Source organism: Thalassotalea ganghwensis (assembly GCF_053485795.1).
In genome coordinates this window covers 110,477-130,515 of record NZ_JBQRUM010000010.1, presented here as the reverse complement: position 1 = coordinate 130,515, position 20,039 = coordinate 110,477, and the positions used below count along the sequence as shown (strand labels likewise).

Sequence of the window (20,039 nt, the reverse complement as noted above, 5' to 3'; positions counted from 1 at the left end):
GTATTTTCCTGAAATCTTAAAATTAATTTTTTTGCCAAAATTCGCTACCAGCAATGTTGGTTTTGTCAAAACCATGTTCAATTAGCAATTGTTTCGCTTTGCTTTCGCTTATTTGCAGAGCTTCACATGCTTCTCTTAGTGTCCACGAAGGATATGCGTTAATTTTTTCATTATCGGTCAGCTCTTTAAGCTTGATATCATCACCAAAGCAATGGTGCAGCGCCTGTTCAAGGTGCAGATAAGATTGAGAACCTGCAATAACAGCTTTGTTGACGCCGTTAAAGATCAATGACGGAAAACCACGTGCCCCCATTGCAACCATCTCTTGCTGCTCATTTTTAAATATTTGCGCAACTTCTTTTGATGCCAAGGTAGCGAGGAACGCTTTAGTATCGATATTAAATGCGTTTACACAGGCTAATAGGTCTGATTCTTTGGCAACATTCTGAGCATAAAGAAAAATTCTTTCTCGTAAATACCGAACAAATGCAGACTCCAAAGCTGGTACCAATAGCCTAACGGCAATTGCCGCTTTACAAAGAATATAAGAATTATCGATAGGGTCGTTTTTCCAAACGCTTGGGTCGATGGGTTGTTTGTAATATTCCGCCACATGGATCCAGTGAGGAATAACATCGGTTGGCTTGCTGATACCATTACCTGCATCGCCAAACCCTTCCCATCCTGGCAGCAAGCCACCGTGAATATAGCTAACCTTGATATGGTAATTTAACGTCAATCTTCGCCACATTGGCTCGATAGCCCAGCAGTGAGAGCAGATCGGATCGGTGACAAAGATGATGTCAGCTATCTTATTTTGTGTTGTGCTTGTAGAGCTTGTATTTACAATGTTTGGAATTACACAGCCGAGTTCATCGTTACATAGCGTCATTTTCATTGCTTCCTAATTGATTGAGAGCTTGCTCCATTCTATCAAGGCCTTCTGTGAGAATTTCTTGGCTGGTGGCAAAGCAGATACGGATATGTCCAGAGGCCCCTGGACCAAAAAACTTTTCATTACCGGGCACAACTGCAACGTTATATTTGAGTAAATGAGCGACGATTTCGTCAGCTGAAAAGCCGGTAAGTTCAATATTTGGAAATAACAAATAAGTTGCTTCTGGTGTATGGCAGGTAACGCCTGGCATTTGATTTAGGCGTTTAACTGCATAATCACGCAGTTGAGTCAGATGAGCGGTAAATTCATCAACCCAATACCAACATTCTTTCAAGGCGGTGATCGCCGCTATTTGTGATATTGTCGCGACACCACCTGCAGTCGTCATAACATTTGAAGCCTCAACAATGCTTTGATATGACGCTTGAGTTGGACAAATAATGGCGCCAACTCTCAAGCCGGCGAGTCCAAATGCTTTTGAAAAGCCATAACAAGTAATAACGCGTTGTGTCAGTTCGCTTGGTAAATGGTGGAAGCTAGTGAAACGTTTTTCTGGAAAAACAATATCCGACCAAATTTCATCATTCATTATCCAAAGGTCATGTTTATTAGCAAACTCAGCAATTAGCACTAACTCTTTCTTTGTCATTAGGCGACCAAGTGGGTTGTGAGGGTTGCAAACACCAATGACTTTGGTTTTTGGTGTCAGTAATTGCTCAAGCATATCGAGACGAAACTCTCCAAGCTCATGATCATAAGGACAACGAATGGCATTGCCTTTTGCTGCTAGTACCGATTGTTCAAATAGGAAATCGACGGGATCAAAGATAATCGCTTCGTCCCCTTCATTAATGAATGCTTGAATGACGCTGTACATCCCACTGGCGACACTGTCGATAGGCAAGATATAATCAGCATTGAGTTGATAGTCACGACGATTAGCCATTGATTGGACTAAAGCCTGTTTGAACTCACTAAGCCCTTGGTGCGGACCATATGAAAAGACTCCTCCTAAAGCATAATCAACAATAGCATGTCGAATTTCTTTCGCGACGGCAAAATCCGGGTCGGCAGCAGTTAATGGGATAATGTCTGGTTCAGTTTCTGCCCATCGGTAGTTATAGGCGCGTTGTTTTAGTAATTGGTGAGGAACATTCTCTGAAGAGAAAAGTGATTGTGTCATGAGGGCCTCTAATTAGAAGTGCAAATGAATTAAAAAGCAAATGGAATTTTTTGCTGTTGATGGTGGGGCTGCAGAAACTCTTCTTGCAGTGCGATGCCTTGCTCAAGGTACTTGTTAACTACCTTGCTTCTACTCGCACTAAAGTGCTCCAATGCCGTAACGGTAAACCCATGTTGACTATTGATTAAAAGCTCTGAGAGCATCATAGCATCGACGATTGCAGAGTTAACCCCTTGACTAGTAAATGGAAGTAACGCGTGCGCGGCATCGCCCAGTAATACGATATTTTGATAGTAAAACTTTTCTAATGGAATCAAGTAGCTCGTTTTCCAAATATGAGAATTATTGAAATCGGTTAAGTTGATTAAATTACCAATAATACTCGGCCAATTACCAACCGTTTCCAGTGCAAATTGGCGTTTTGCTTGGTGTGTTTCTGCCTTGATTTGGTATTTGTGTGAATCATATTGAATAAACCAAACGATATGCTCTTGGTCTGCAGGCATAACGCCAGCTGCTAAACCACCCTCAAGCTGTTTGTACTTGATAAACTGGTGTTTTAAACTAGACACTAAGGTTGGGCTTTTAATAATTGAAACGAGCTCTTTTACTCGAATATCAGAGCGCTGCGCATGTGGGAATATTTGTTGTCTAACTAGCGAGCGACCACCATCACAACCTAAGAATATATCGGCCTCAACACGTTGACTATCTTCAAAAATTGCCGCTTTTGCATTGCCATCTTCTCCCCATTCAAAGTGGGAAAATTTGTGATCAAAATGCAACCAGTCTTCTGGTATTTCGGCCAATATACTGTCAATAAAAGCTTTCCGGGTAACGCCAAAGCTACCTTTCAGTGGTTCGCTGATTAATATATTACTGTCAGTATCAAGGATTTGGCAGTGGTTAATTGGATGACCACCTTCTACCATGCTTTGATAGAGCCCTAATTGAGTTAATGCTTCGATACCGTTTTCTAGCATCATAAAGCCTAAACCTTCACGACCTGACTGATGGCTGCGTTCATAAATATCGGCTCTACCGCCAAGTTTTTTGTAGTGAACAGCAAAAGCCAATCCAGCAATACCACCACCGATTATTGCAATACGTTTAATCATTAATCTCTCCGTGATTACTGTTCTATTTGTTACTGATATGTAAATATTTAATATGATAACCAATTGAATGCGGTTGCTTAATGCAATAAAATGCAGAATTAAAGTGTAAATATGCAGAACCGAAGGATACGGATGCCTGAATTAAATTGGGATGATTTAAAAATTGCACATAAGGTTGCCAAGCTAGGTTCGGTTTCTAAGGCAGCAGAGCAACTTAATATCAATTACACAACCGTACTTCGTCGTATCGGTCAGCTTGAACAAGCGCTGGCGACAAAACTGTTTATCCGCCACCAAAGAGGTATAAAATTAAGTGATAGCGGTTATCAATTTCTTAGCTCGATGCCAGATATTGAATTTAAAGTAAAATCGTTACAAACACAGCTTTCACTGCAAAATCATAAGGTAGCGGGTCGATTAAAAATAACCACACTTTCTGAGTATTCATCATTTTTACACCCCGTTTTAAAACAGAGTCAACGATTGTACCCAGAACTTACGGTTCAAGTTGATGTTAATGATGAGATCGTGCCTTTAGAAAGTGGCGAAGCTCATATTTCAATTAGAGCAGGTCAAGAGTGCAAAATGCAGGGAGATTTGATCGCTAAGAAAATATGTGATTTGGTCTATTCTTATTATGCAGCCCCTTGTTATATCTCAGCAAAAGGTTTACCCCAATCACCAGAAGAGTTTAAGCAGCACCAATGGGTAATGCCCAGTGGTAAAAAGCGTTCGCTTTCTTTTGTTAAGGATGTTTTATCAAGACTCACCAAAGAAAATATAAGTTATCAGAGCAATGAATTGGTTGATATTCAATCTGCCATCGAACACGGTATGGGAATTGGACCAATTGATGAAAAAAAAATTAATCCAAGTTCATCATTGGTAAAAGTGTCGAGTATTAATGTTGAAAATGAGAATAGCCTGTGGTTTGTTTATCATAAAGACGTCAAAGAAGATGCTAAGATCAAAGCAATGTTAAAACTACTTTATCAGAGAAAAAATGATGTTGAGCAAGCAAGGATTAATCGCAGGTAACGCTTTTATAAAGAAGGATTAATTCGTCTCTCCAAACATTGTCGCGATAACCTTTCTTGAACCACCTTGGTTGCGGTGCTCTCCTAAGTATACCCCTTGCCATACACCGAGATTGAGTTTGCCTTGCGTAATCGGTACGGTGATACTTGTGCCTAAAGTACTTGCTTTAAGATGGGCTGGCATATCATCACTACCTTCATAAGTATGTTGATAATAAGCTGCATTCTCTGGAATGGCATGATTAAAGTGAGCTTCAAAGTCTGATCTTACCGTTGGGTCAGCGTTTTCATTTATCGTCAATGATGCTGAAGTATGCTGAATAAAAAGGGTCAGTAAGCCACATTTGACCTGACAAAGTTGTGGCAAGCTATCGATAACTTCATCGGTGATCAAATGAAAACCGCGTTGCCGCGGTTTTAGAATAATTGTTTTTTGAATCCACATAGACAAGGACAATATGAAACGTTAGAAAATTACTTGTCGAAGCTGAACTCGATGTAGGCTTTGCCATGAGGTGAATTCAATGGAATGATCACAATAGGACCATCTGCTTTATGCTTTATAGTATGGTTTTTGCCTGAAACGACCATAGGAGTTGCCATATCAAACTCGAAGCCCTTTTCACTGAGCATTCTTTTGGCACCACCAGTGACCATATTGGTTATCTCACCAACGAGATCGGTGATTTCATCATTAATTTCATCTGGACTTTCGCCAACCATACCTTTCATTGTTGCTATTGCTAAAGGGGCATCAAAGGTGATGGATAGAGAGCCTTTTGTTTGATCACTGACCATGCCAATTAAGCCTGAAACATCGCCCGCTGCGACTTCATCTTTCTTTAATTTTGGCTTTTCCGGTGTAAGTTCCATTTGAGCCATGGTAGACATGACGTTTAACATTGATGATAAAAACGGGTTTATAAACTCTACATTCATGAAGTTTCCCAAGGCCTTAGTTAATACTAGAGTACTGATTTTGCATACTTATTTTGCAAATGTAAATCTTAGTACCCCAATTTAATGTTATTAAAGTCTATAAGACTATTGGTTTAGCTACAAACTAAAATAAATTACCGAGAGTCTTATTTTAGTATCTTGATTATTCACACTATTTACTTATTCGTTTTAAGTATTGGTGAGTAATTCATTTTTTACCAATAATCTTTATAAAAAAGTTTTATATTTGCTTTGCAATAAACATATGCTATTCGCGCTCTATTGGCAAGTTAAGCGCATAAAAATCAAAAACTAAGACCATAAATCTGATAGCCGCCTTATTATTTGTAGAATTAAAATAACGTTGCTGAAAGTTTTTCTTCGCTCCAGGTAATGCTTACAGTGTTTATTTATTGGATATATTAATCAGAAAGGATTCTGATTATCGTTGACAGTCGCTGCACATACCATGAGCTTCGACAATTTGATGTGATATTGAAAAGCCACTTGCATCAGCCATTGTTTTAAGTGCTAAATCAAGGTGATTTGACTGAATTTCTTCTACGTGCCCACATTGGTCACAGATCAAGAGCTGGACAGGGTGATGACATTCATCAAAATGATGGCAAAGTAAAAATGCGTTAATTGATTCTATTTTATGAACAAATCCTTGTTTGCTTAAAAAGTCTAACGCTCGATATACCGTCGCTGGTTTAGCGGCAGGATCTAAAGCCTTTAGTTTCTCAAGTAACTCATAGGCACCCAAAGCACCTTGGTGTTCAGCTAAAAGCCTAAAAACTTGCTCTCTAGTAACCGTTAGTCGGGCACCACGAGAAAGGCAAACCTGTTTTGCTTGTGCAAGTAGTTTTTGAGCGTTAGACATAATGAATCAATGTTGTTTTTTTTAAAGTCTACCATATCAATTAGAAGGACTAAAACACACTTTAGTCGATTGCACAATAAAAAAGCCCTGCTTGATTAACAAGCAGGGCTTTTATTAAGTTTATCACTATTAAAATTTATTTTTTCTCGTTACGCGCTTTAACTTCTGCGATAACTTCTTCAGCTACGTTTTGAGGCGCTGCAGAATAGTGACTGAATTCCATTGAGAATTGACCACGACCTGATGTCATCGTACGTAAGTGACCGATGTAACCAAACATTTCTGATAAAGGAACGTCTGCTTTAATACGAACACCAGTAGTACCAGCTTCTTGGTCTTTGATCATACCGCGACGACGGTTCAAGTCACCAATAACATCACCAACGTGATCTTCCGGGGTGAATACGTCAACTTTCATGATAGGTTCTAAAAGTTGAGCACCCGCTTTTGGCATTGATTGACGGAATGCACCACGTGCTGCAATTTCGAACGCTACAGCTGATGAGTCAACTGCGTGGTAACCACCGTCGAATAATTCAACTTCAACGTCTAACACTGGGAAGCCCGCAACTGGACCTGATTCCATCATGCTAGCAAAACCTTTTTCGATAGCAGGGAAGAATTCTTTAGGAACGTTACCACCAACAACTGTTGATTTGAAGGTAAAGCCAGAGTTAGTTTCGCCTGGCTTGATGCGGTAATCGATCTTACCAAATTGACCAGAACCACCTGATTGTTTCTTATGCGTGTATGAATCTTCAATCTCTTGTGTGATCGTTTCACGGTATGCTACTTGTGGCTTACCTACTTCTAACTCAACGCCGTAAGTACGTTTTAGGATGTCTACTTTGATATCTAAGTGTAATTCACCCATACCTTTAAGGATGGTTTCACCTGAATCTTCATCAGTTTCAACTTGGAACGTAGGATCTTCAGCAACCATTTTCCCGATAGCGATACCCATTTTCTCTGTAGAACCTTTATCTTTAGGCGCAACAGCGATAGAGATTACTGGTTCAGGGAAAACCATTGCTTCAAGTGTACAAGGGTTCTTAACATCACATAATGTGTGACCAGTTTGAACATTCTTCATACCAACGATGGCTAAGATGTCACCTGCTTGTGCTTCAGTTAACTCAGTACGGTCTTCTGCTTGCATCTCAACCATACGGCCGATACGTTCAGTTTTACCAGTGAAAGAGTTAAGAACAGTATCACCTTTCTTAAGGCGACCTGAGTAGATACGTACGAAAGTAAGCGCACCAAAACGGTCATCCATAATTTTAAATGCCAAGGCACGGAATGGCTCTTCAGCGTCAACAAGTGCATATTGACCAGTCGGTTCACCTTCTTCATCAGTTAATGGCTGAGGTGGAACTTCTGTTGGAGATGGTAAGTAGTCAACAACAGCGTCGAGAAGTAATTGCATACCTTTGTTTTTGAACGCGGAACCACAGTATGTAGGGAAGAACAATAATTCGTTTGTGCCCTTACGAATACATGCTTTGATTTGTTCTTCTGTTGGATCTAACTCACCTTCTAAGTATTCCATTAACATATCTTCATCAGCTTCTAAAGCTGTTTCGATCAATTCTTCGCGATATGCTGCTGCATCATCAACCATGTCTGCTGGAATATCTTCTATTGAATAGTTTTCTGGTTGACCAGAGTCATCCCACACGTAAGCTTTTTGTGTTAATACATCAACAACACCAACAAAGTTATCTTCTTCACCAATCGGTAATGTCATTACTAATGGGCGTGCACCAAGGACATTTTGTACTTGGTCTTTAACACGATAAAAGTTTGCACCTAAACGGTCTAATTTGTTGACGAAGATCAAACGAGCTACTTTTGAGTCGTTTGCATAACGCCAGTTTGTTTCAGACTGAGGCTCTACACCGCCTGAACCACAGAATACACCGATACCGCCGTCAAGTACTTTTAATGAACGATAAACTTCAACGGTGAAGTCAACGTGGCCTGGGGTGTCGATAACGTTAAAACGGTGCTTTTTCCATTCACACGTAACGGCTGCAGATTGGATAGTAATACCACGCTCCGCTTCTTGTTCCATAAAGTCAGTTGTTGATTCACCATCATGAACCTCACCAATTTTATGGATCATACCTGTAAGTTTCAAAATTCGTTCGGTTGTGGTGGTTTTACCCGCATCAACGTGAGCGAAAATACCAATATTTCTGTATTTTGATAAATCTGCCATTACTTTACTCTATATAATGTGTGACTAAATTCCACACCAGTGTATGGAATTGACGAAAATTTGCGCGGGAGTATAGCAGAACTTAAATCAAACCAAAATAACTAAAAGAAAATAAAATCGTTTTATTAGTCTGTTTGGTTTAAATAGTCAAATGACAATCTTCCAATATAGAAACACCTTCTATGCAATGGATATAGCTCTGCTTATATATACAAACTAAAAATTCTGTTAATCAAATATCATGTTCATGCTAAATAATTTACAAGGTATCGCTATTTTATGTGTTTTAAATTTTGTCTTGCCTAAAAAACATATTTATGTATAATACGCGTCCACGTTTGACTAACGTCACGTGATTTAAAAGGTTGATTAGCCAAAAAACGTATGGTTTATAAGCAAATCAACCTCACTACAGCAACCCCGATAGGGGGTTGAATGTTATTAGCGATACTCCCCCCTTTTCATTAAGTAAAAGGTGATGGGCAGTATTTTGTTCGTTCTTTAAATTGGGGATTTGATAAATGTCAAATCAAAGAATTCGCATTCGTTTGAAAGCGTTTGATCATCGTTTGATTGATCAATCTACAGCGGAAATCGTTGACACTGCTAAACGCACTGGTGCACAGGTTCGTGGTCCTATTCCATTACCTACGCGCAAAGAGCGTTTCACTGTTTTGATTTCTCCACACGTTAACAAAGATGCGCGTGATCAGTACGAAATTCGTACGCACAAGCGTTTAATTGATATCGTAGAACCTACTGAAAAGACTGTTGATGCATTAATGCGTTTAGATCTTGCAGCAGGTGTCGACGTTCAAATTAGCTTGGGTTAATAGGGGGTTTTTGACATGACTATAGGTCTAGTCGGACGTAAAGTTGGTATGACTCGCATCTTCACTGAAGATGGTGTTTCTACTCCTGTTACAGTCCTAGAAGTTGAAGCCAACCGTGTTGCTCAGGTAAAAACTGTAGACAACGATGGCTATTCAGCGATTCAAGTAACTACTGGTTCAAGAAAAGCAAACCGAGTAAACAAGCCAGCAGCTGGTCACTTTGCAAAAGCAGGTGTTGAAGCTGGTCGTGGTTTATGGGAATTCCGTTTAGCGGAAGGTGAAGGTGCTGACTTAGCTGCTGGTAGCGAAATTACTGTTGAAGTTTTTAACGATACTAAATTAGTAGACGTAACCGGTACTTCGAAAGGTAAAGGTTTCCAAGGTGGTATCAAGCGCTGGAATTTCCGCACGCAAGATATGACTCACGGTAACTCATTATCTCACCGTTCAAACGGTTCAATCGGCCAGTGTCAAACACCAGGTCGTGTATTTAAAGGCAAAAAGATGTCTGGTCACATGGGTGCTGTGCGTGTAACGACACAAAACCTTGAATTGGTTCGCGTTGATGCAGAACGTAACTTGCTCCTTATTAAAGGTGCAGTTCCGGGTGCTGTTAATGGCAACGTAATCATCAAGCCAGCTGTTAAAGCCTAACGTCTGAGGAGAATTTTGATGGAATTAGCATTAAAAGACGCATCGGGCGCTCTTGAAGTTTCTGAAGCAACCTTCGGACGTGAGTTTAACGAAGCTTTAGTACACCAAGTAGTTGTTGCTTATGCAGCAGGTGCTCGTCAAGGTACTGTTAAGCAAAAAACCCGTTCTGAAGTAAGTGGCGGTGGCAAGAAGCCATGGCGTCAAAAAGGTACTGGCCGCGCTCGTGCTGGTACAACTCGTGGTCCAATTTGGAGATCTGGTGGTGTTACATTCGCTGCTCGTCCTCAAGATCACAGCCAAAAAGTAAACCGTAAAATGTACCGTGGTGCGATTCAAAGCATCCTTTCTGAGTTAGTTCGTCAAGAACGCTTAGTTGTGGTAAATGATTTTGCAGTTGAAACGCCAAAAACAAAAGAACTCGTTTCTAAGTTAAAAGGTTTAGAGTTAAAAGACGTTTTAATCGTCACTCCAGAAGTTGATGAGAACTTGTTCTTATCTGCTCGCAACCTATACAAAGTTGATGTTCGCGATGTAGCAGGCATTGATCCAGTTAGCTTAGTTGGTTTTGAAAAAGTATTGATGACTGCTTCTGCAGTTAAGCAAATTGAGGAGATGTTAGCATGATAAGCGAAGAACGTTTGTTAAAAGTGCTTTTGGCACCGAACATTTCTGAGAAAAGCACAATGGCTGCTGAAGCAAACAACACAGTTGTTTTTAAAGTAGCAACTGATGCTAAAAAAGCTGAAATCAAAGCTGCTGTTGAAAAACTTTTTGAAGTTAAAGTTGAAGGTGTTCGTACCTTAAATGTTAAGGGTAAAACAAAGCGTACAGGCGCTCGTTTTGGTCGCAGAAGCGATTGGAAAAAAGCCTACGTTACTCTTGCTGAAGGTTCTGACATCGACTTCGTTGGCGCAGAAGCATAGGAGAGGGTTAAATGGCTATTGTAAAATGTAAACCAACTTCTCCGGGTCGTCGCCACGTAGTAAAAGTGGTTAACCCTGAGTTGCACAAAGGTAAGCCTTACGCACCTTTATTAGATACTAAATCTAAATCAGGTGGTCGTAACAACACAGGTCGTATTACCGTTCGTCACGTAGGTGGTGGTCATAAGCATCACTATCGTATGATTGACTTTAAACGAAATAAAGATGGTATCCCTGCTAAAGTAGAACGTTTGGAATATGATCCAAACCGTACTGCTAACATCGCATTAGTATTATATGCAGATGGTGAGCGCCGCTACATCTTAGCCCCTAAAGGCTTAACTGCTGGTGACATGATCCAGTCAGGTGTTGATGCGCCAATTAAAGTAGGTAACACATTACCATTGCGTAACGCTCCTTTAGGTAGTGTTATTCACGCAATCGAACTTAAACCAGGCAAAGGTGCTCAAATCGCTCGTGCGGCAGGTGCTTATGCTCAATTAGTTGCTAAAGACGGTGCTTACGTTACTGTGCGTTTACGCTCAGGCGAAATGCGTAAAATCGAAGCAGATTGTCGCGCAACTCTAGGTGAAATCGGTAACGCTGAACACATGCTTCGCTCATTAGGTAAAGCAGGTGCTTCACGCTGGCGCGGTGTTCGTCCAACTGTTCGTGGTGTTGCCATGAACCCAGTTGACCATCCACACGGTGGTGGTGAAGGTAGAACTTCAGGCGGTCGTCATCCGGTATCTCCATGGGGTGTACCAACTAAGGGTTATAAGACTCGTAGCAACAAGCGTACTGATAAGTTCATCGTACGTCGTCGTACTAAATAATAGTACTTATTAATTAAGAGGAATCACCATGCCACGTTCTCTCAAGAAAGGTCCATTTATCGACCTACACTTGTTGACGAAGGTAGAGAAAGCTCTGGAAAGCGGGAATAAAAAGCCAATTAAAACTTGGTCCCGTCGTTCAATGATCATCCCAAATATGATCGGATTGACCATAGCTGTCCATAATGGCCGTCAACACGTTCCTGTATTTGTTACCGAAGAAATGATCGGTCACAAATTGGGTGAATTTGCACCAACTCGTACTTATCGCGGTCATATCGCAGATAAGAAAGCTAAAAGATAAGGGGAAGTTAAATGGAAGCTATTGCTAAACATAAATTTGCCCGCGGTTCTGCGCAAAAAGCGCGTTTAGTTGTGGATCAAATCCGTGGCTTAAACGTTGAGAAAGCTTTAGAAATCTTAGAATACAGCAACAAGTCTGCTGCGGTTCTAGTTAAGAAAGTTTTAAACTCAGCTATTGCTAACGCAGAGCACAACGAAGGTGCAGACATTGATGAATTATTCGTTAAAACTATTATGGTTGACGATGGTCCTACAATGAAACGTATCAAACCTCGTGCGAAAGGTCGTGCGGATCGTATCCTTAAGCGTACTAGTCACATCACTGTGATTGTCGCAGATAGCTAGGAGATATTAGAATGGGTCAAAAAGTCCATCCAAATGGTATTCGCTTAGGTATCACTAAACCTTTCGCGTCTACTTGGTTTGCAAGTAGCAAAGATTTTGCAGATAACCTACACGGCGACCATTTAGTTCGTGCATACTTATCTGAAAAACTTAAGCGTGCATCATTATCAAAAATCGTAATTGAGCGTCCAGCTAAATCTATCCGCGTAACTATTCACACGGCTCGTCCTGGTGTAGTTATCGGTAAGAAAGGCGAAGACGTAGAAAAATTACGTTTAAAAGTATCTAAAATTGCAGGCGTACCAGCGCAAATTAACATCGCTGAAGTACGTAAGCCAGAAATGGACGCACAATTAGTTGCTGACAGCATCGCGAGCCAATTAGAGCGTCGTGTTATGTTCCGTCGTGCAATGAAGCGTGCTGTTCAAAACGCTATGCGTTTAGGTGCTAAAGGTATCAAAGTTGAAGTTAGCGGTCGTTTAGGCGGTGCTGATATCGCTCGTTCTGAGTGGTATCGTGAAGGTCGTGTACCTTTGCACACTTTACGTGCTGATATTGACTACGCTACAGCGCGTGGTGAAACAACGTATGGTACTATCGGTATTAAAGTTTGGATCTTTAAAGGTGAAGTGATTGGTGGTATGCCTCTTCAGGCAGAGCAACCTGCAGCTAAACCTAAGAAAAGAAACAACCGCAAGAGCAAGTAGGGGATAAGTAATGTTACAACCAAAACGTACTAAATTCCGTAAGCAATTTAAATTGCGTAACCGTGGTCTTGCACAGGTAGGTAGTTCAGTTAGCTTCGGTACTTACGGGTTAAAATCAGTTGAACGTGGTCGTATGACTGCACGTCAAATTGAATCAGCTCGTCGTGCGATGACTCGTCACGTTAAGCGTCAAGGTAAAATTTGGATCCGTGTATTCCCAGACAAGCCAATTACCAAGAAGCCTCTAGAGGTTCGTATGGGTAAAGGTAAAGGTTCTGTAGAATATTGGGTATGTCAAATTCTACCGGGTCGTGTTCTTTATGAAATGGAAGGTGTATCAGAAGAATTGGCACGTGAAGCATTTGCATTAGCAGCTGCTAAATTGCCATTCAAAACAACCTTCGTAACTAGAACGGTGATGTAATGAAAGCAAGCGAACTTAAAGATAAAAGCATTGAAGAGTTAAATGCTGAATTGCTTGAGCTTTTACGCGAACAGTTTAACTATCGCATGCAAGCTAGCACAGGTCAGTTAGCACAGACTCATTTGCTAAGAACGGTACGTCGCAATATCGCGCGTGTTAAGACTATCATAACTGAAAAGGCTGGTAAGTAATGAGCGAAAAAATTCGTACACTACAAGGTCGCGTTGTCAGTGACAAAATGGATAAGTCTATCACTGTCCTGATTGAGCGTCGTGTTAAGCACCCTATTTACGGTAAGTTCATTACGCGTTCAACTAAGTTGAAAGCACATGATGAAACAAACCAGTGTAAGCAAGGTGACGTAGTAACTATTCGTGAATGTGCACCAATTTCTAAGACAAAGTCTTGGACATTAGTTGACGTTATCGAAAAAGCTAAAGTACTTTAATTTAACTTAAAGTTACTCATATCGAAACGGCTCCCTTGTGGAGCCGTTTTTATTACTAGTGCTTCATCACCTTTGGTCATTATCGTTTTTGCATTAAGTGTTGAATACATTCAAATTGACTGATGTTTTTCTGTTGTTTAAATGGAAAACGAAAAGGCAGCAAATAAAAGATTGATATTCATTAATATATACAACAGCTCAGAAAAGTTGTGGTTAGTAGTCACAGCCTTTCATATTTTACTCAATCGTCGTGTCGCTATTTTTCTTGCTCATGCTCGGCGATGCTTTGTTAAGAATCGTGTAATAACTTAAACTTTCTCGATTTGCATTTGCTGAAATTGCTTTGGCGTTAATCCTGTTTCCGCTTTAAAACAGGCACCAAAGTACGAAAGGGATGAAAAACCAACCTTATCCGCAACATCAGAAATTCTGTCACCTGACTTCAAATGAGATTTTGCTCGGTTCAACCTTGCAACCCTTAAGTACTCACTAAATGTAATATCAGCTAAAGCACTTAACTTTCTTTGCAATTGACGCTCACTAACAGCAAGCATTGAAGCAGCTTTTTTTCGATCAAAATCTTCACGTGAAAGATTTTCCCCGACTAACATTTTAAAATTTTCTAGAAAATAGTCGTCCTTGTTATCTTCAAATTTAATCGCTTGGTTTTTGGAAGCAAGCGACATACTATTTTTTCGGGTAAGCAGTTTTCTTATAGAGTATAAATTTTTCAGTTGTGTTATGAGTTCTTCTTCACTAAAAGGTTTACTCATAAAACCATCGATTAGATTATTCCATCCTTCGGTGCGAACTTTATGCTCTTCATTGGCGGTTAAAATTAATAATGGAATGTGTGCGGTCCAATCGCTTGTTCGTAGTTGATTGCAAACTTCATAACCAGAAATGCCTGGCATCATTAAATCACATAGAATGATATCAGGGATCTTTTCTCTTGCTAGTTTAACGCCAGTTTCTCCGTCTTTGGCCGTTATGCACAAGAAATCATTATTCAGTGATTCAAAAAGATAATTCCTCATATCACCATTATCTTCAATAATTAGCAGTAAAGGTTTCTGTTCAAACGATTCACTCTCTACATTTAAACCAAATCGCTTTTGCTCAGGAGGCAAACTTTTACTGTCTTTAGATAAAGCGATCATTTCTGTATCTTTGACGATAAACGGTGCTGTTCTATGTGTCGCTAATCCATCTGCTGGCATTTCATTGGATTTCCAAAATTCTAGTTCAACGCGAGTACCTATTTTGGTTTTACTTTGAATAGTAATACGGCCTTCGTTTATGTCGACTAACTCTTTAACTACTGTTAAACCAATGCCAGAGCCCTCAACGTGCTGATTGGTAGCGCTATGAATTCGGAAAAATGGTGTAAATACTTTTTCTAAATTACCTTTGTCAATACCTATACCGCTATCTTCAATTATGATGATAACGGTATCTTTGCATTCTACATGTATATAAATTTCCCCACCGGGTTGGGTATATTTAACTGCATTAGAAAGAACATTGATAAAAATCATTTCGAAAGAATCTTCAACAAGATCAACAATAGCGCCTTCAGCAAGGGAAAGCTTTAATGAAAGATTCTTTTCAAGAAATGCATATTCAAAAGAAGACACAATGCTTTTTATTATTGAAGAGATATCATAAGGCTTTCTTTCTAAATGTTTAGTAGTTTCAACTTTCGAAATATTTACAAATTGCTCTATAAGTCTTTGCAATTTTTTTGTGTTTTTGCTTACCAATTGTAAAAGTCTAATATCTTGTTGATCATTACTTTTTTTTATTAGTCGTTCAATTGGCGATCGAATTAACGTTAATGGTGTTTTTAATTCATGAGTAATACGGGTAAATAGGCGTAGCTTTTCTGAAAGTAACGCTTCTATTTTTTGTTGCTTTAAATTTATCGCTGCATTTTGTTCTCGCAAACTCTTAGTTTGACGTTTGATAGCTTCGCTAAGCTCTTGATTTCTAGCTTGTAACTGATAAGTTCTCAAGTGAAAAAGACCCCAAATAATGGTAATTAAAGTCAATCCACATAACGATATAAACAAGGAACCTTTCCACCAAGGTGTTGGTACCTTTATTGAAATACTTTTTGAAGACACCTTTTTACTTGTTTGATCAACAGATTTGATAGTTAACTTATAATCTCCATCAACAAGGTTAGTAAACGTTGCGGTTGGATTGCGCTTATCTGCTGCGATCCATTGTTTACCCGTGTTAGTAAATTGATAGTAATATTGAAAGTCACCTCGTGTTGGGCTAGATACCGTAGAAAACTCAAAAGAAAACATTGGTAAATTATAGGGTATCTCTATTTGTTGTAAGTCATTAATCGCCACTTCAAGATTAACAGGAGAGTTATCATCAGAAGCTTTAATATTTTTGTTTAGTACCTTTAAATTTCGCACATATACTTGATGTAACGCGCTTTGTGTTTTCAAATCATTCAGATTAGCTTTAAAAAGTAAGTCTTTGCCACCTACAAATAGTTGTTTTGAAAAAATGCCAATATCACCTAAATACAAGCTATTTAAAATGCCTCGTTCAAGCGGGCAAGTTAAGCAGCGGTTAGTGAGTGTTTGTTTTGAATAATGATAAATATCATTATTGTATTGATAGTATGCACCACCATTATTATCTGAGGTTAAGTCAAATGCTGCTGTTGCTGTCGGTACTATATTGACGATCGAATTTGGTTCTATTACACCCCTTTTAAATTCAACCTCAATAAGTCCTAAGGTACTAGTTCCCAACCATATCGATTCACCCTGTTTTAAGGCAGAGTATATTTGACCTACCCCTAACGTTAATTCTGAGTATGTGCCATTATCGGTATTAAATATAATCGGTCCCTCAGTGTGCATAAACCCAGTAAGTAGAAGGTGAGTTGAATCTATTGTTAAGATATTGGTCACATTTAGTGGGGTTATAAACTTTTCTAACAGTTTTCCATCTAAATCAAGATGCAATAAATATCTATTCTCAGTACCACTAAAATCAAATGTTGCCGCCCAAACGTTGCCAGCATTAAGTTCAAGGCTATAAATAGATTTATCAGTTAATAATATGTCCGAACGACTCAGTGGTTTTAACTGCTGATTACTAAGTTGATATTGAAACAGTCCGTTAGCAACGGTTCCTAACCAAAAAATTCCTTCCTGCAATTTTGCGGATAAAACTTTAAATGGTAGCGTTTTTTCAATGGTTATTTGATTGTCTTGTGTTTGACGGAAAATAACATTGCCACAAACAAATAAGCTATCATTCTGGAATTGCCCAAAGCCAATCGGATTACAATTAGTATTTTCAGCTTGCCAAATATCAGCGCTCTGAAATTGCTGTCGAAGAAAACTTAGGCCCGTTTCAGTTGCTAACCATAAGTTCTGATCTTTATCGACAAAAAGTCCATTTATTTCTTGGCTATTTAAAGAGAATTGTTTTTTTGATGATACCGTAGTGAGCTTTTGAGAGGAGATATCAAATTTAAGCAAACCTTTGGTATAGCTTCCCACCCAAATGTCATCTCTCAATTGCACTAAACTCGTAACCAGTTGAGCATAACTTTTATTTTCATCGGAGTTAGATGTTGAACTTTCTTGTTGGCTAATCGAAATCAATTCAAATTGACTATGATCAGACGCCAATCTTTCCAATCCTGCGGTTGTACCCAGAAAAATTGACCCGTCAGTTGCCTCAATAAAGCTCATGATGCCATTACTATGCAAGCTTCCAAATTCCGCAGAGTAACGGGTAATTTTCCCTGCAGTGGTAATTTTAACAACTCCGCTTTTTAATGTTGTAAGCCACAGGTTATCTTCACCGTCAAAAAACAAGTTTTTAATAGAGAACTTATCGTAATCTTCAAAAGAGTATAATTCTGTTACCGAGAGCCAGCGTTGCTCGTTATTTTGCCACCGCCACAATTGATGAGTGGTTGCGAGCCACAGCTCACCATTTGAACGTTTAGCCATTCCTTTTATTGTTAGATTGGGTTGGTTATTATCGAGTGCAAATTGGTGAGTAGTTTGTTTTGAAGGGTTGTATCGTAAAAGTTGATTGCTGCTGCTTCTTAACCAGAGGTTTTGCTCACTTGAAATTATTAGCTGCTCAATATTTGTTATTTTAGTTTCTTCTTTAACGTTAACGTTTTTAGAACTACTTCTTTCAAGCGTTAAGCTGCGCTGTTCTGCAACATTCAACTTTATTTTATCAATATGCGAACCATCAAAACGTAGTAGTCCGTGCTCATCACTGATTAACCATAAAAAACCTGAGTCATCCTGTACAACCTGTCTAACTCGATTTAATTGAACATCATCAATAACCATATAATTACTAAAGATCTTGCCACTTTGTTTAAAGTGAGATGTTGAAAAGGCGTTATGCGATATAACTGCGAATAGAAATAGGATAATGATATTAAAAGTCAGTTTGATATTTAGTTGCATAGTGATTTCATTGTTATAATTAGAATTAATCCCAGCATTGAGGCTAAACGCTGGGATTAGGTGTTTACTTAACCGAACGATAGGCGTTGAGTCGACCATATCCAAAATGGGTAGGATCGTATTCTTCCATGTTATCTTCAGCTCCGATAATCATCTTCTTTATGACTTTTCGTGGTTTATTTTTACCAATCTTACTGATAATCAGAGCTGCTACGCCTGAAGCTTGTGCAGCGGCGATACTGGTACCTCGGGTCGTCATGACTTGTCCATTATTATCAATTGCGACAACTTCATCAAACATAAAGCAAGGAGCTTCAAACCAACTTACGATACAGTTTTCAAAATGACCGTTTAGAAAGCTTTTATCATTACCTCCTGGCGCAGCGAAATCAACCAAACGTCTTCCATAATTTGAGTAGGAAGAAATAGAATCTAGACTAACAGTTTGGTCGTACCCACGACCAACTGGTCCCGTTCCAGAGATAGCAACTACATTTTTGAGCTCTGCAGGCAAGTGTAATCCTTTTGTATCATGATTCAAATCAAGACCATCGTTACCTAAGGCTGCTATTACCACAGCCCCTTGACGCCATGCATACCTAGTTGCACGCTTAAACGCTTTCTTTATTGGTTTACTCTCTAGTTGAGCTTTTGAAATATGTGCACCTAAGCTCATATTTATTATATCGGCTTGAATTTCAGTTGCATAATAGATTCCAGAAAGCATATTTGATAATGAACCACGGCTACCATCATCTGAAACAATTTTTACTGGAACAATTTCAGCATCGGGCGCAACACCAATAATACCAACGCCATTATCTTTGGCAGCTAATGCCGTTGTGATAATCGTTCCATGATGGAAAACTGCGCTGGGTGAAGCGTCCCAAGATTCACCTTCAATAAATGATTTAGCAAGTTCAGTATTAATATTTTCGACTAATTCAATGTTATCTGCATCAACTCCTGTATCTAATACAGCAATTCTTACTCCTGCGCCTCGATAGCCAAGAGCCCAAGTTTCTGGTGCTTGCAAAGCTTGCAAGTTCCACTGAAATTCGGAAAACATATCGCCGTAAAAGCTATTAGGTGCCGATGAATTTTGCGCATTATTTGCGTCACTAAATAAATCTTCTTGATTAAGTTCAATATCTTTAAAGACATATTGAACATTGTATATAGAGGCTGAATCTCTCTCAAAATCCTTTGAATCAGAATCGACAACGAGCATATCAATGTGCTGCATATTGTCAATGACAACGCCTCCTATCGCTTCAACTTGCGAGACTAAATAATTACTGAGCTGGTTTTTATGTGCCATTAAGACGTACCGTTCAGCATAAGTATTTGATACGCCAAGAACGCTCAATATGGTTATTGCTATGATTTTTTTCATTATAATTTCCTTGTTTTATGGTTAACGAACCCCGATATAGAGCTCTATTAGGTGTATTCGTCTTGTTAAATGAATGTTTGCCAAGCAAGAATGCTTAAAAAATTGAACCAAGCGTTATCAAAATACGACCTAATTTTCTCAAAAAAGAGACGTTAAACACTGCAACGTAATTTTTTCATGCCATTCAGTTGGATATACTTTGTGTGCAAAGTAGTGCTTGTGAAATATGTCAAATACCTTTCTTGAGAAAGCTGTTGAGTATCAGGCTGAATTATAGAATTATCTTTTATGCCTATCTTGTTTATATAGATTGCTGACTTCTTGTTTCTAGCGCGAACGCGAAATAGAAGTGGGTAAAATAAAAATTGTTCAAATAAAGTACCACTTTTTTATTAGTGGTGTTATAATCTCGCGCC

At 39.2% G+C, this 20,039-nt stretch carries 21 protein-coding genes; 12 read left to right on the top strand and 9 right to left on the bottom strand.

Annotated elements, in window-relative coordinates; genetic code table 11:
* Positions 1–22: 22 nt before the first annotated feature.
* Genes ACSLUH_RS11920 through ACSLUH_RS11910 form a run of 3 tightly spaced genes read right to left on the bottom strand, consistent with a single transcriptional unit; the run spans position 23 to position 3,199 of the window.
* Positions 23–892 (bottom strand): DsbA family protein, encoded by an 870-nt coding sequence (locus ACSLUH_RS11920; RefSeq protein ID WP_448567241.1) that lies wholly within the window; start codon positions 890–892, stop codon positions 23–25.
* The gene (locus tag ACSLUH_RS11915; RefSeq protein ID WP_448567239.1) at positions 879–2,081 is read right to left on the bottom strand and encodes a pyridoxal phosphate-dependent aminotransferase; all 1,203 of its coding nucleotides are present in this window, start codon (positions 2,079–2,081) and stop codon (positions 879–881) included. The genes ACSLUH_RS11920 and ACSLUH_RS11915 overlap by 14 nt, the downstream gene beginning before the upstream one ends.
* A gap of 29 nt (positions 2,082–2,110) precedes the next feature.
* Positions 2,111–3,199, bottom strand: coding sequence for an FAD-dependent oxidoreductase (locus ACSLUH_RS11910; protein WP_448567237.1), 1,089 nt, complete (start codon positions 3,197–3,199; stop codon positions 2,111–2,113).
* A gap of 132 nt (positions 3,200–3,331) precedes the next feature.
* On the opposite strand from ACSLUH_RS11910, the gene ACSLUH_RS11905 reads away from it, so the two are divergent.
* A complete protein-coding gene (locus ACSLUH_RS11905; protein ID WP_448567235.1) occupies positions 3,332–4,237 on the top strand; it encodes a LysR family transcriptional regulator in 906 nt (301 codons plus the stop codon).
* 18 nt (positions 4,238–4,255) lie between these two features.
* Here ACSLUH_RS11905 and ACSLUH_RS11900 read toward each other — a convergent pair whose 3' ends face one another.
* From ACSLUH_RS11900 to fusA, 4 genes are all read right to left on the bottom strand, one after another.
* Positions 4,256–4,681 (bottom strand): secondary thiamine-phosphate synthase enzyme YjbQ, encoded by a 426-nt coding sequence (locus ACSLUH_RS11900; RefSeq protein WP_448567301.1) that lies wholly within the window; start codon positions 4,679–4,681, stop codon positions 4,256–4,258.
* Between the two features lie 29 nt (positions 4,682–4,710).
* Positions 4,711–5,175, bottom strand: coding sequence for a chemotaxis protein CheX (locus ACSLUH_RS11895; RefSeq protein WP_448567233.1), 465 nt, complete (start codon positions 5,173–5,175; stop codon positions 4,711–4,713).
* A gap of 442 nt (positions 5,176–5,617) precedes the next feature.
* Positions 5,618–6,058, bottom strand: a complete 441-nt coding sequence (zur, locus tag ACSLUH_RS11890; RefSeq protein ID WP_448567231.1) for a zinc uptake transcriptional repressor Zur — start codon at positions 6,056–6,058, stop codon at positions 5,618–5,620.
* 136 nt (positions 6,059–6,194) lie between these two features.
* The gene (fusA, locus tag ACSLUH_RS11885) at positions 6,195–8,282 is read right to left on the bottom strand and encodes an elongation factor G (RefSeq protein ID WP_448567229.1); all 2,088 of its coding nucleotides are present in this window, start codon (positions 8,280–8,282) and stop codon (positions 6,195–6,197) included.
* A gap of 521 nt (positions 8,283–8,803) precedes the next feature.
* Here fusA and rpsJ point away from each other — a divergent pair.
* Genes rpsJ through rpsQ form a run of 11 tightly spaced genes read left to right on the top strand, consistent with a single transcriptional unit; the run spans position 8,804 to position 13,755 of the window.
* Positions 8,804–9,115 (top strand): 30S ribosomal protein S10, encoded by a 312-nt coding sequence (gene rpsJ, locus ACSLUH_RS11880; RefSeq protein WP_115998799.1) that lies wholly within the window; start codon positions 8,804–8,806, stop codon positions 9,113–9,115.
* 15 nt (positions 9,116–9,130) lie between these two features.
* Positions 9,131–9,769, top strand: a complete 639-nt coding sequence (gene rplC / locus ACSLUH_RS11875) for a 50S ribosomal protein L3 (protein WP_448567227.1) — start codon at positions 9,131–9,133, stop codon at positions 9,767–9,769.
* 18 nt (positions 9,770–9,787) lie between these two features.
* Positions 9,788–10,393, top strand: a complete 606-nt coding sequence (rplD, locus tag ACSLUH_RS11870) for a 50S ribosomal protein L4 (RefSeq protein ID WP_448567225.1) — start codon at positions 9,788–9,790, stop codon at positions 10,391–10,393.
* A complete protein-coding gene (gene rplW / locus ACSLUH_RS11865; RefSeq protein WP_184425251.1) occupies positions 10,390–10,692 on the top strand; it encodes a 50S ribosomal protein L23 in 303 nt (100 codons plus the stop codon). The genes rplD and rplW overlap by 4 nt, the downstream gene beginning before the upstream one ends.
* An 11-nt stretch (positions 10,693–10,703) precedes the next feature.
* Positions 10,704–11,528: a 50S ribosomal protein L2 gene (gene rplB / locus ACSLUH_RS11860; RefSeq protein WP_448567223.1), complete on the top strand. Its 825-nt coding sequence runs from the start codon at positions 10,704–10,706 to the stop codon at positions 11,526–11,528.
* A 28-nt stretch (positions 11,529–11,556) separates the two neighbouring features.
* On the top strand, positions 11,557–11,832 hold the full coding sequence (rpsS, locus tag ACSLUH_RS11855) for a 30S ribosomal protein S19 (RefSeq protein ID WP_448567221.1): 276 nt from the start codon (positions 11,557–11,559) through the stop codon (positions 11,830–11,832).
* Positions 11,833–11,843: 11 nt separating this feature from the next.
* On the top strand, positions 11,844–12,176 hold the full coding sequence (rplV, locus tag ACSLUH_RS11850) for a 50S ribosomal protein L22 (protein WP_206483182.1): 333 nt from the start codon (positions 11,844–11,846) through the stop codon (positions 12,174–12,176).
* Between the two features lie 11 nt (positions 12,177–12,187).
* The gene (rpsC, locus tag ACSLUH_RS11845) at positions 12,188–12,883 is read left to right on the top strand and encodes a 30S ribosomal protein S3 (protein ID WP_448567219.1); all 696 of its coding nucleotides are present in this window, start codon (positions 12,188–12,190) and stop codon (positions 12,881–12,883) included.
* Between the two features lie 10 nt (positions 12,884–12,893).
* Positions 12,894–13,307, top strand: coding sequence for a 50S ribosomal protein L16 (rplP, locus tag ACSLUH_RS11840; protein WP_448567217.1), 414 nt, complete (start codon positions 12,894–12,896; stop codon positions 13,305–13,307).
* The gene (gene rpmC, locus ACSLUH_RS11835; RefSeq protein ID WP_448567215.1) at positions 13,307–13,498 is read left to right on the top strand and encodes a 50S ribosomal protein L29; all 192 of its coding nucleotides are present in this window, start codon (positions 13,307–13,309) and stop codon (positions 13,496–13,498) included. Before rplP ends, rpmC begins: the two co-directional genes overlap by 1 nt.
* A complete protein-coding gene (gene rpsQ, locus ACSLUH_RS11830; protein ID WP_448567213.1) occupies positions 13,498–13,755 on the top strand; it encodes a 30S ribosomal protein S17 in 258 nt (85 codons plus the stop codon). Before rpmC ends, rpsQ begins: the two co-directional genes overlap by 1 nt.
* A gap of 308 nt (positions 13,756–14,063) precedes the next feature.
* Here the strand turns inward: rpsQ and ACSLUH_RS11825 are convergent, their stop codons facing one another.
* On the bottom strand, positions 14,064–18,227 hold the full coding sequence (locus ACSLUH_RS11825) for a hybrid sensor histidine kinase/response regulator transcription factor (protein WP_448567211.1): 4,164 nt from the start codon (positions 18,225–18,227) through the stop codon (positions 14,064–14,066).
* Positions 18,228–18,291: 64 nt separating this feature from the next.
* Positions 18,292–19,623 (bottom strand): S8 family peptidase, encoded by a 1,332-nt coding sequence (locus ACSLUH_RS11820; RefSeq protein ID WP_448567209.1) that lies wholly within the window; start codon positions 19,621–19,623, stop codon positions 18,292–18,294.
* Positions 19,624–20,039: the final 416 nt, after the last annotated feature.

Excerpts from the sequence above, each read along its gene's own strand:
- ACSLUH_RS11920 (WP_448567241.1), bottom strand. The coding sequence starts at position 892 with ATGACGCTATGTAACGATGAACTCGGCTGTGTAATTCCAAACATTGTA.
- ACSLUH_RS11915 (WP_448567239.1), bottom strand. The coding sequence starts at position 2,081 with ATGACACAATCACTTTTCTCTTCAGAGAATGTTCCTCACCAATTACTA.
- ACSLUH_RS11910 (WP_448567237.1), bottom strand. The coding sequence starts at position 3,199 with ATGATTAAACGTATTGCAATAATCGGTGGTGGTATTGCTGGATTGGCT.
- ACSLUH_RS11905 (WP_448567235.1), top strand. The coding sequence starts at position 3,332 with ATGCCTGAATTAAATTGGGATGATTTAAAAATTGCACATAAGGTTGCC.
- ACSLUH_RS11900 (WP_448567301.1), bottom strand. The coding sequence starts at position 4,681 with ATGTGGATTCAAAAAACAATTATTCTAAAACCGCGGCAACGCGGTTTT.
- ACSLUH_RS11895 (WP_448567233.1), bottom strand. The coding sequence starts at position 5,175 with ATGAATGTAGAGTTTATAAACCCGTTTTTATCATCAATGTTAAACGTC.
- zur (WP_448567231.1), bottom strand. The coding sequence starts at position 6,058 with ATGTCTAACGCTCAAAAACTACTTGCACAAGCAAAACAGGTTTGCCTT.
- fusA (WP_448567229.1), bottom strand. The coding sequence starts at position 8,282 with ATGGCAGATTTATCAAAATACAGAAATATTGGTATTTTCGCTCACGTT.
- rpsJ (WP_115998799.1), top strand. The coding sequence starts at position 8,804 with ATGTCAAATCAAAGAATTCGCATTCGTTTGAAAGCGTTTGATCATCGT.
- rplC (WP_448567227.1), top strand. The coding sequence starts at position 9,131 with ATGACTATAGGTCTAGTCGGACGTAAAGTTGGTATGACTCGCATCTTC.
- rplD (WP_448567225.1), top strand. The coding sequence starts at position 9,788 with ATGGAATTAGCATTAAAAGACGCATCGGGCGCTCTTGAAGTTTCTGAA.
- rplW (WP_184425251.1), top strand. The coding sequence starts at position 10,390 with ATGATAAGCGAAGAACGTTTGTTAAAAGTGCTTTTGGCACCGAACATT.
- rplB (WP_448567223.1), top strand. The coding sequence starts at position 10,704 with ATGGCTATTGTAAAATGTAAACCAACTTCTCCGGGTCGTCGCCACGTA.
- rpsS (WP_448567221.1), top strand. The coding sequence starts at position 11,557 with ATGCCACGTTCTCTCAAGAAAGGTCCATTTATCGACCTACACTTGTTG.
- rplV (WP_206483182.1), top strand. The coding sequence starts at position 11,844 with ATGGAAGCTATTGCTAAACATAAATTTGCCCGCGGTTCTGCGCAAAAA.
- rpsC (WP_448567219.1), top strand. The coding sequence starts at position 12,188 with ATGGGTCAAAAAGTCCATCCAAATGGTATTCGCTTAGGTATCACTAAA.
- rplP (WP_448567217.1), top strand. The coding sequence starts at position 12,894 with ATGTTACAACCAAAACGTACTAAATTCCGTAAGCAATTTAAATTGCGT.
- rpmC (WP_448567215.1), top strand. The coding sequence starts at position 13,307 with ATGAAAGCAAGCGAACTTAAAGATAAAAGCATTGAAGAGTTAAATGCT.
- rpsQ (WP_448567213.1), top strand. The coding sequence starts at position 13,498 with ATGAGCGAAAAAATTCGTACACTACAAGGTCGCGTTGTCAGTGACAAA.
- ACSLUH_RS11825 (WP_448567211.1), bottom strand. The coding sequence starts at position 18,227 with ATGCAACTAAATATCAAACTGACTTTTAATATCATTATCCTATTTCTA.
- ACSLUH_RS11820 (WP_448567209.1), bottom strand. The coding sequence starts at position 19,623 with ATGAAAAAAATCATAGCAATAACCATATTGAGCGTTCTTGGCGTATCA.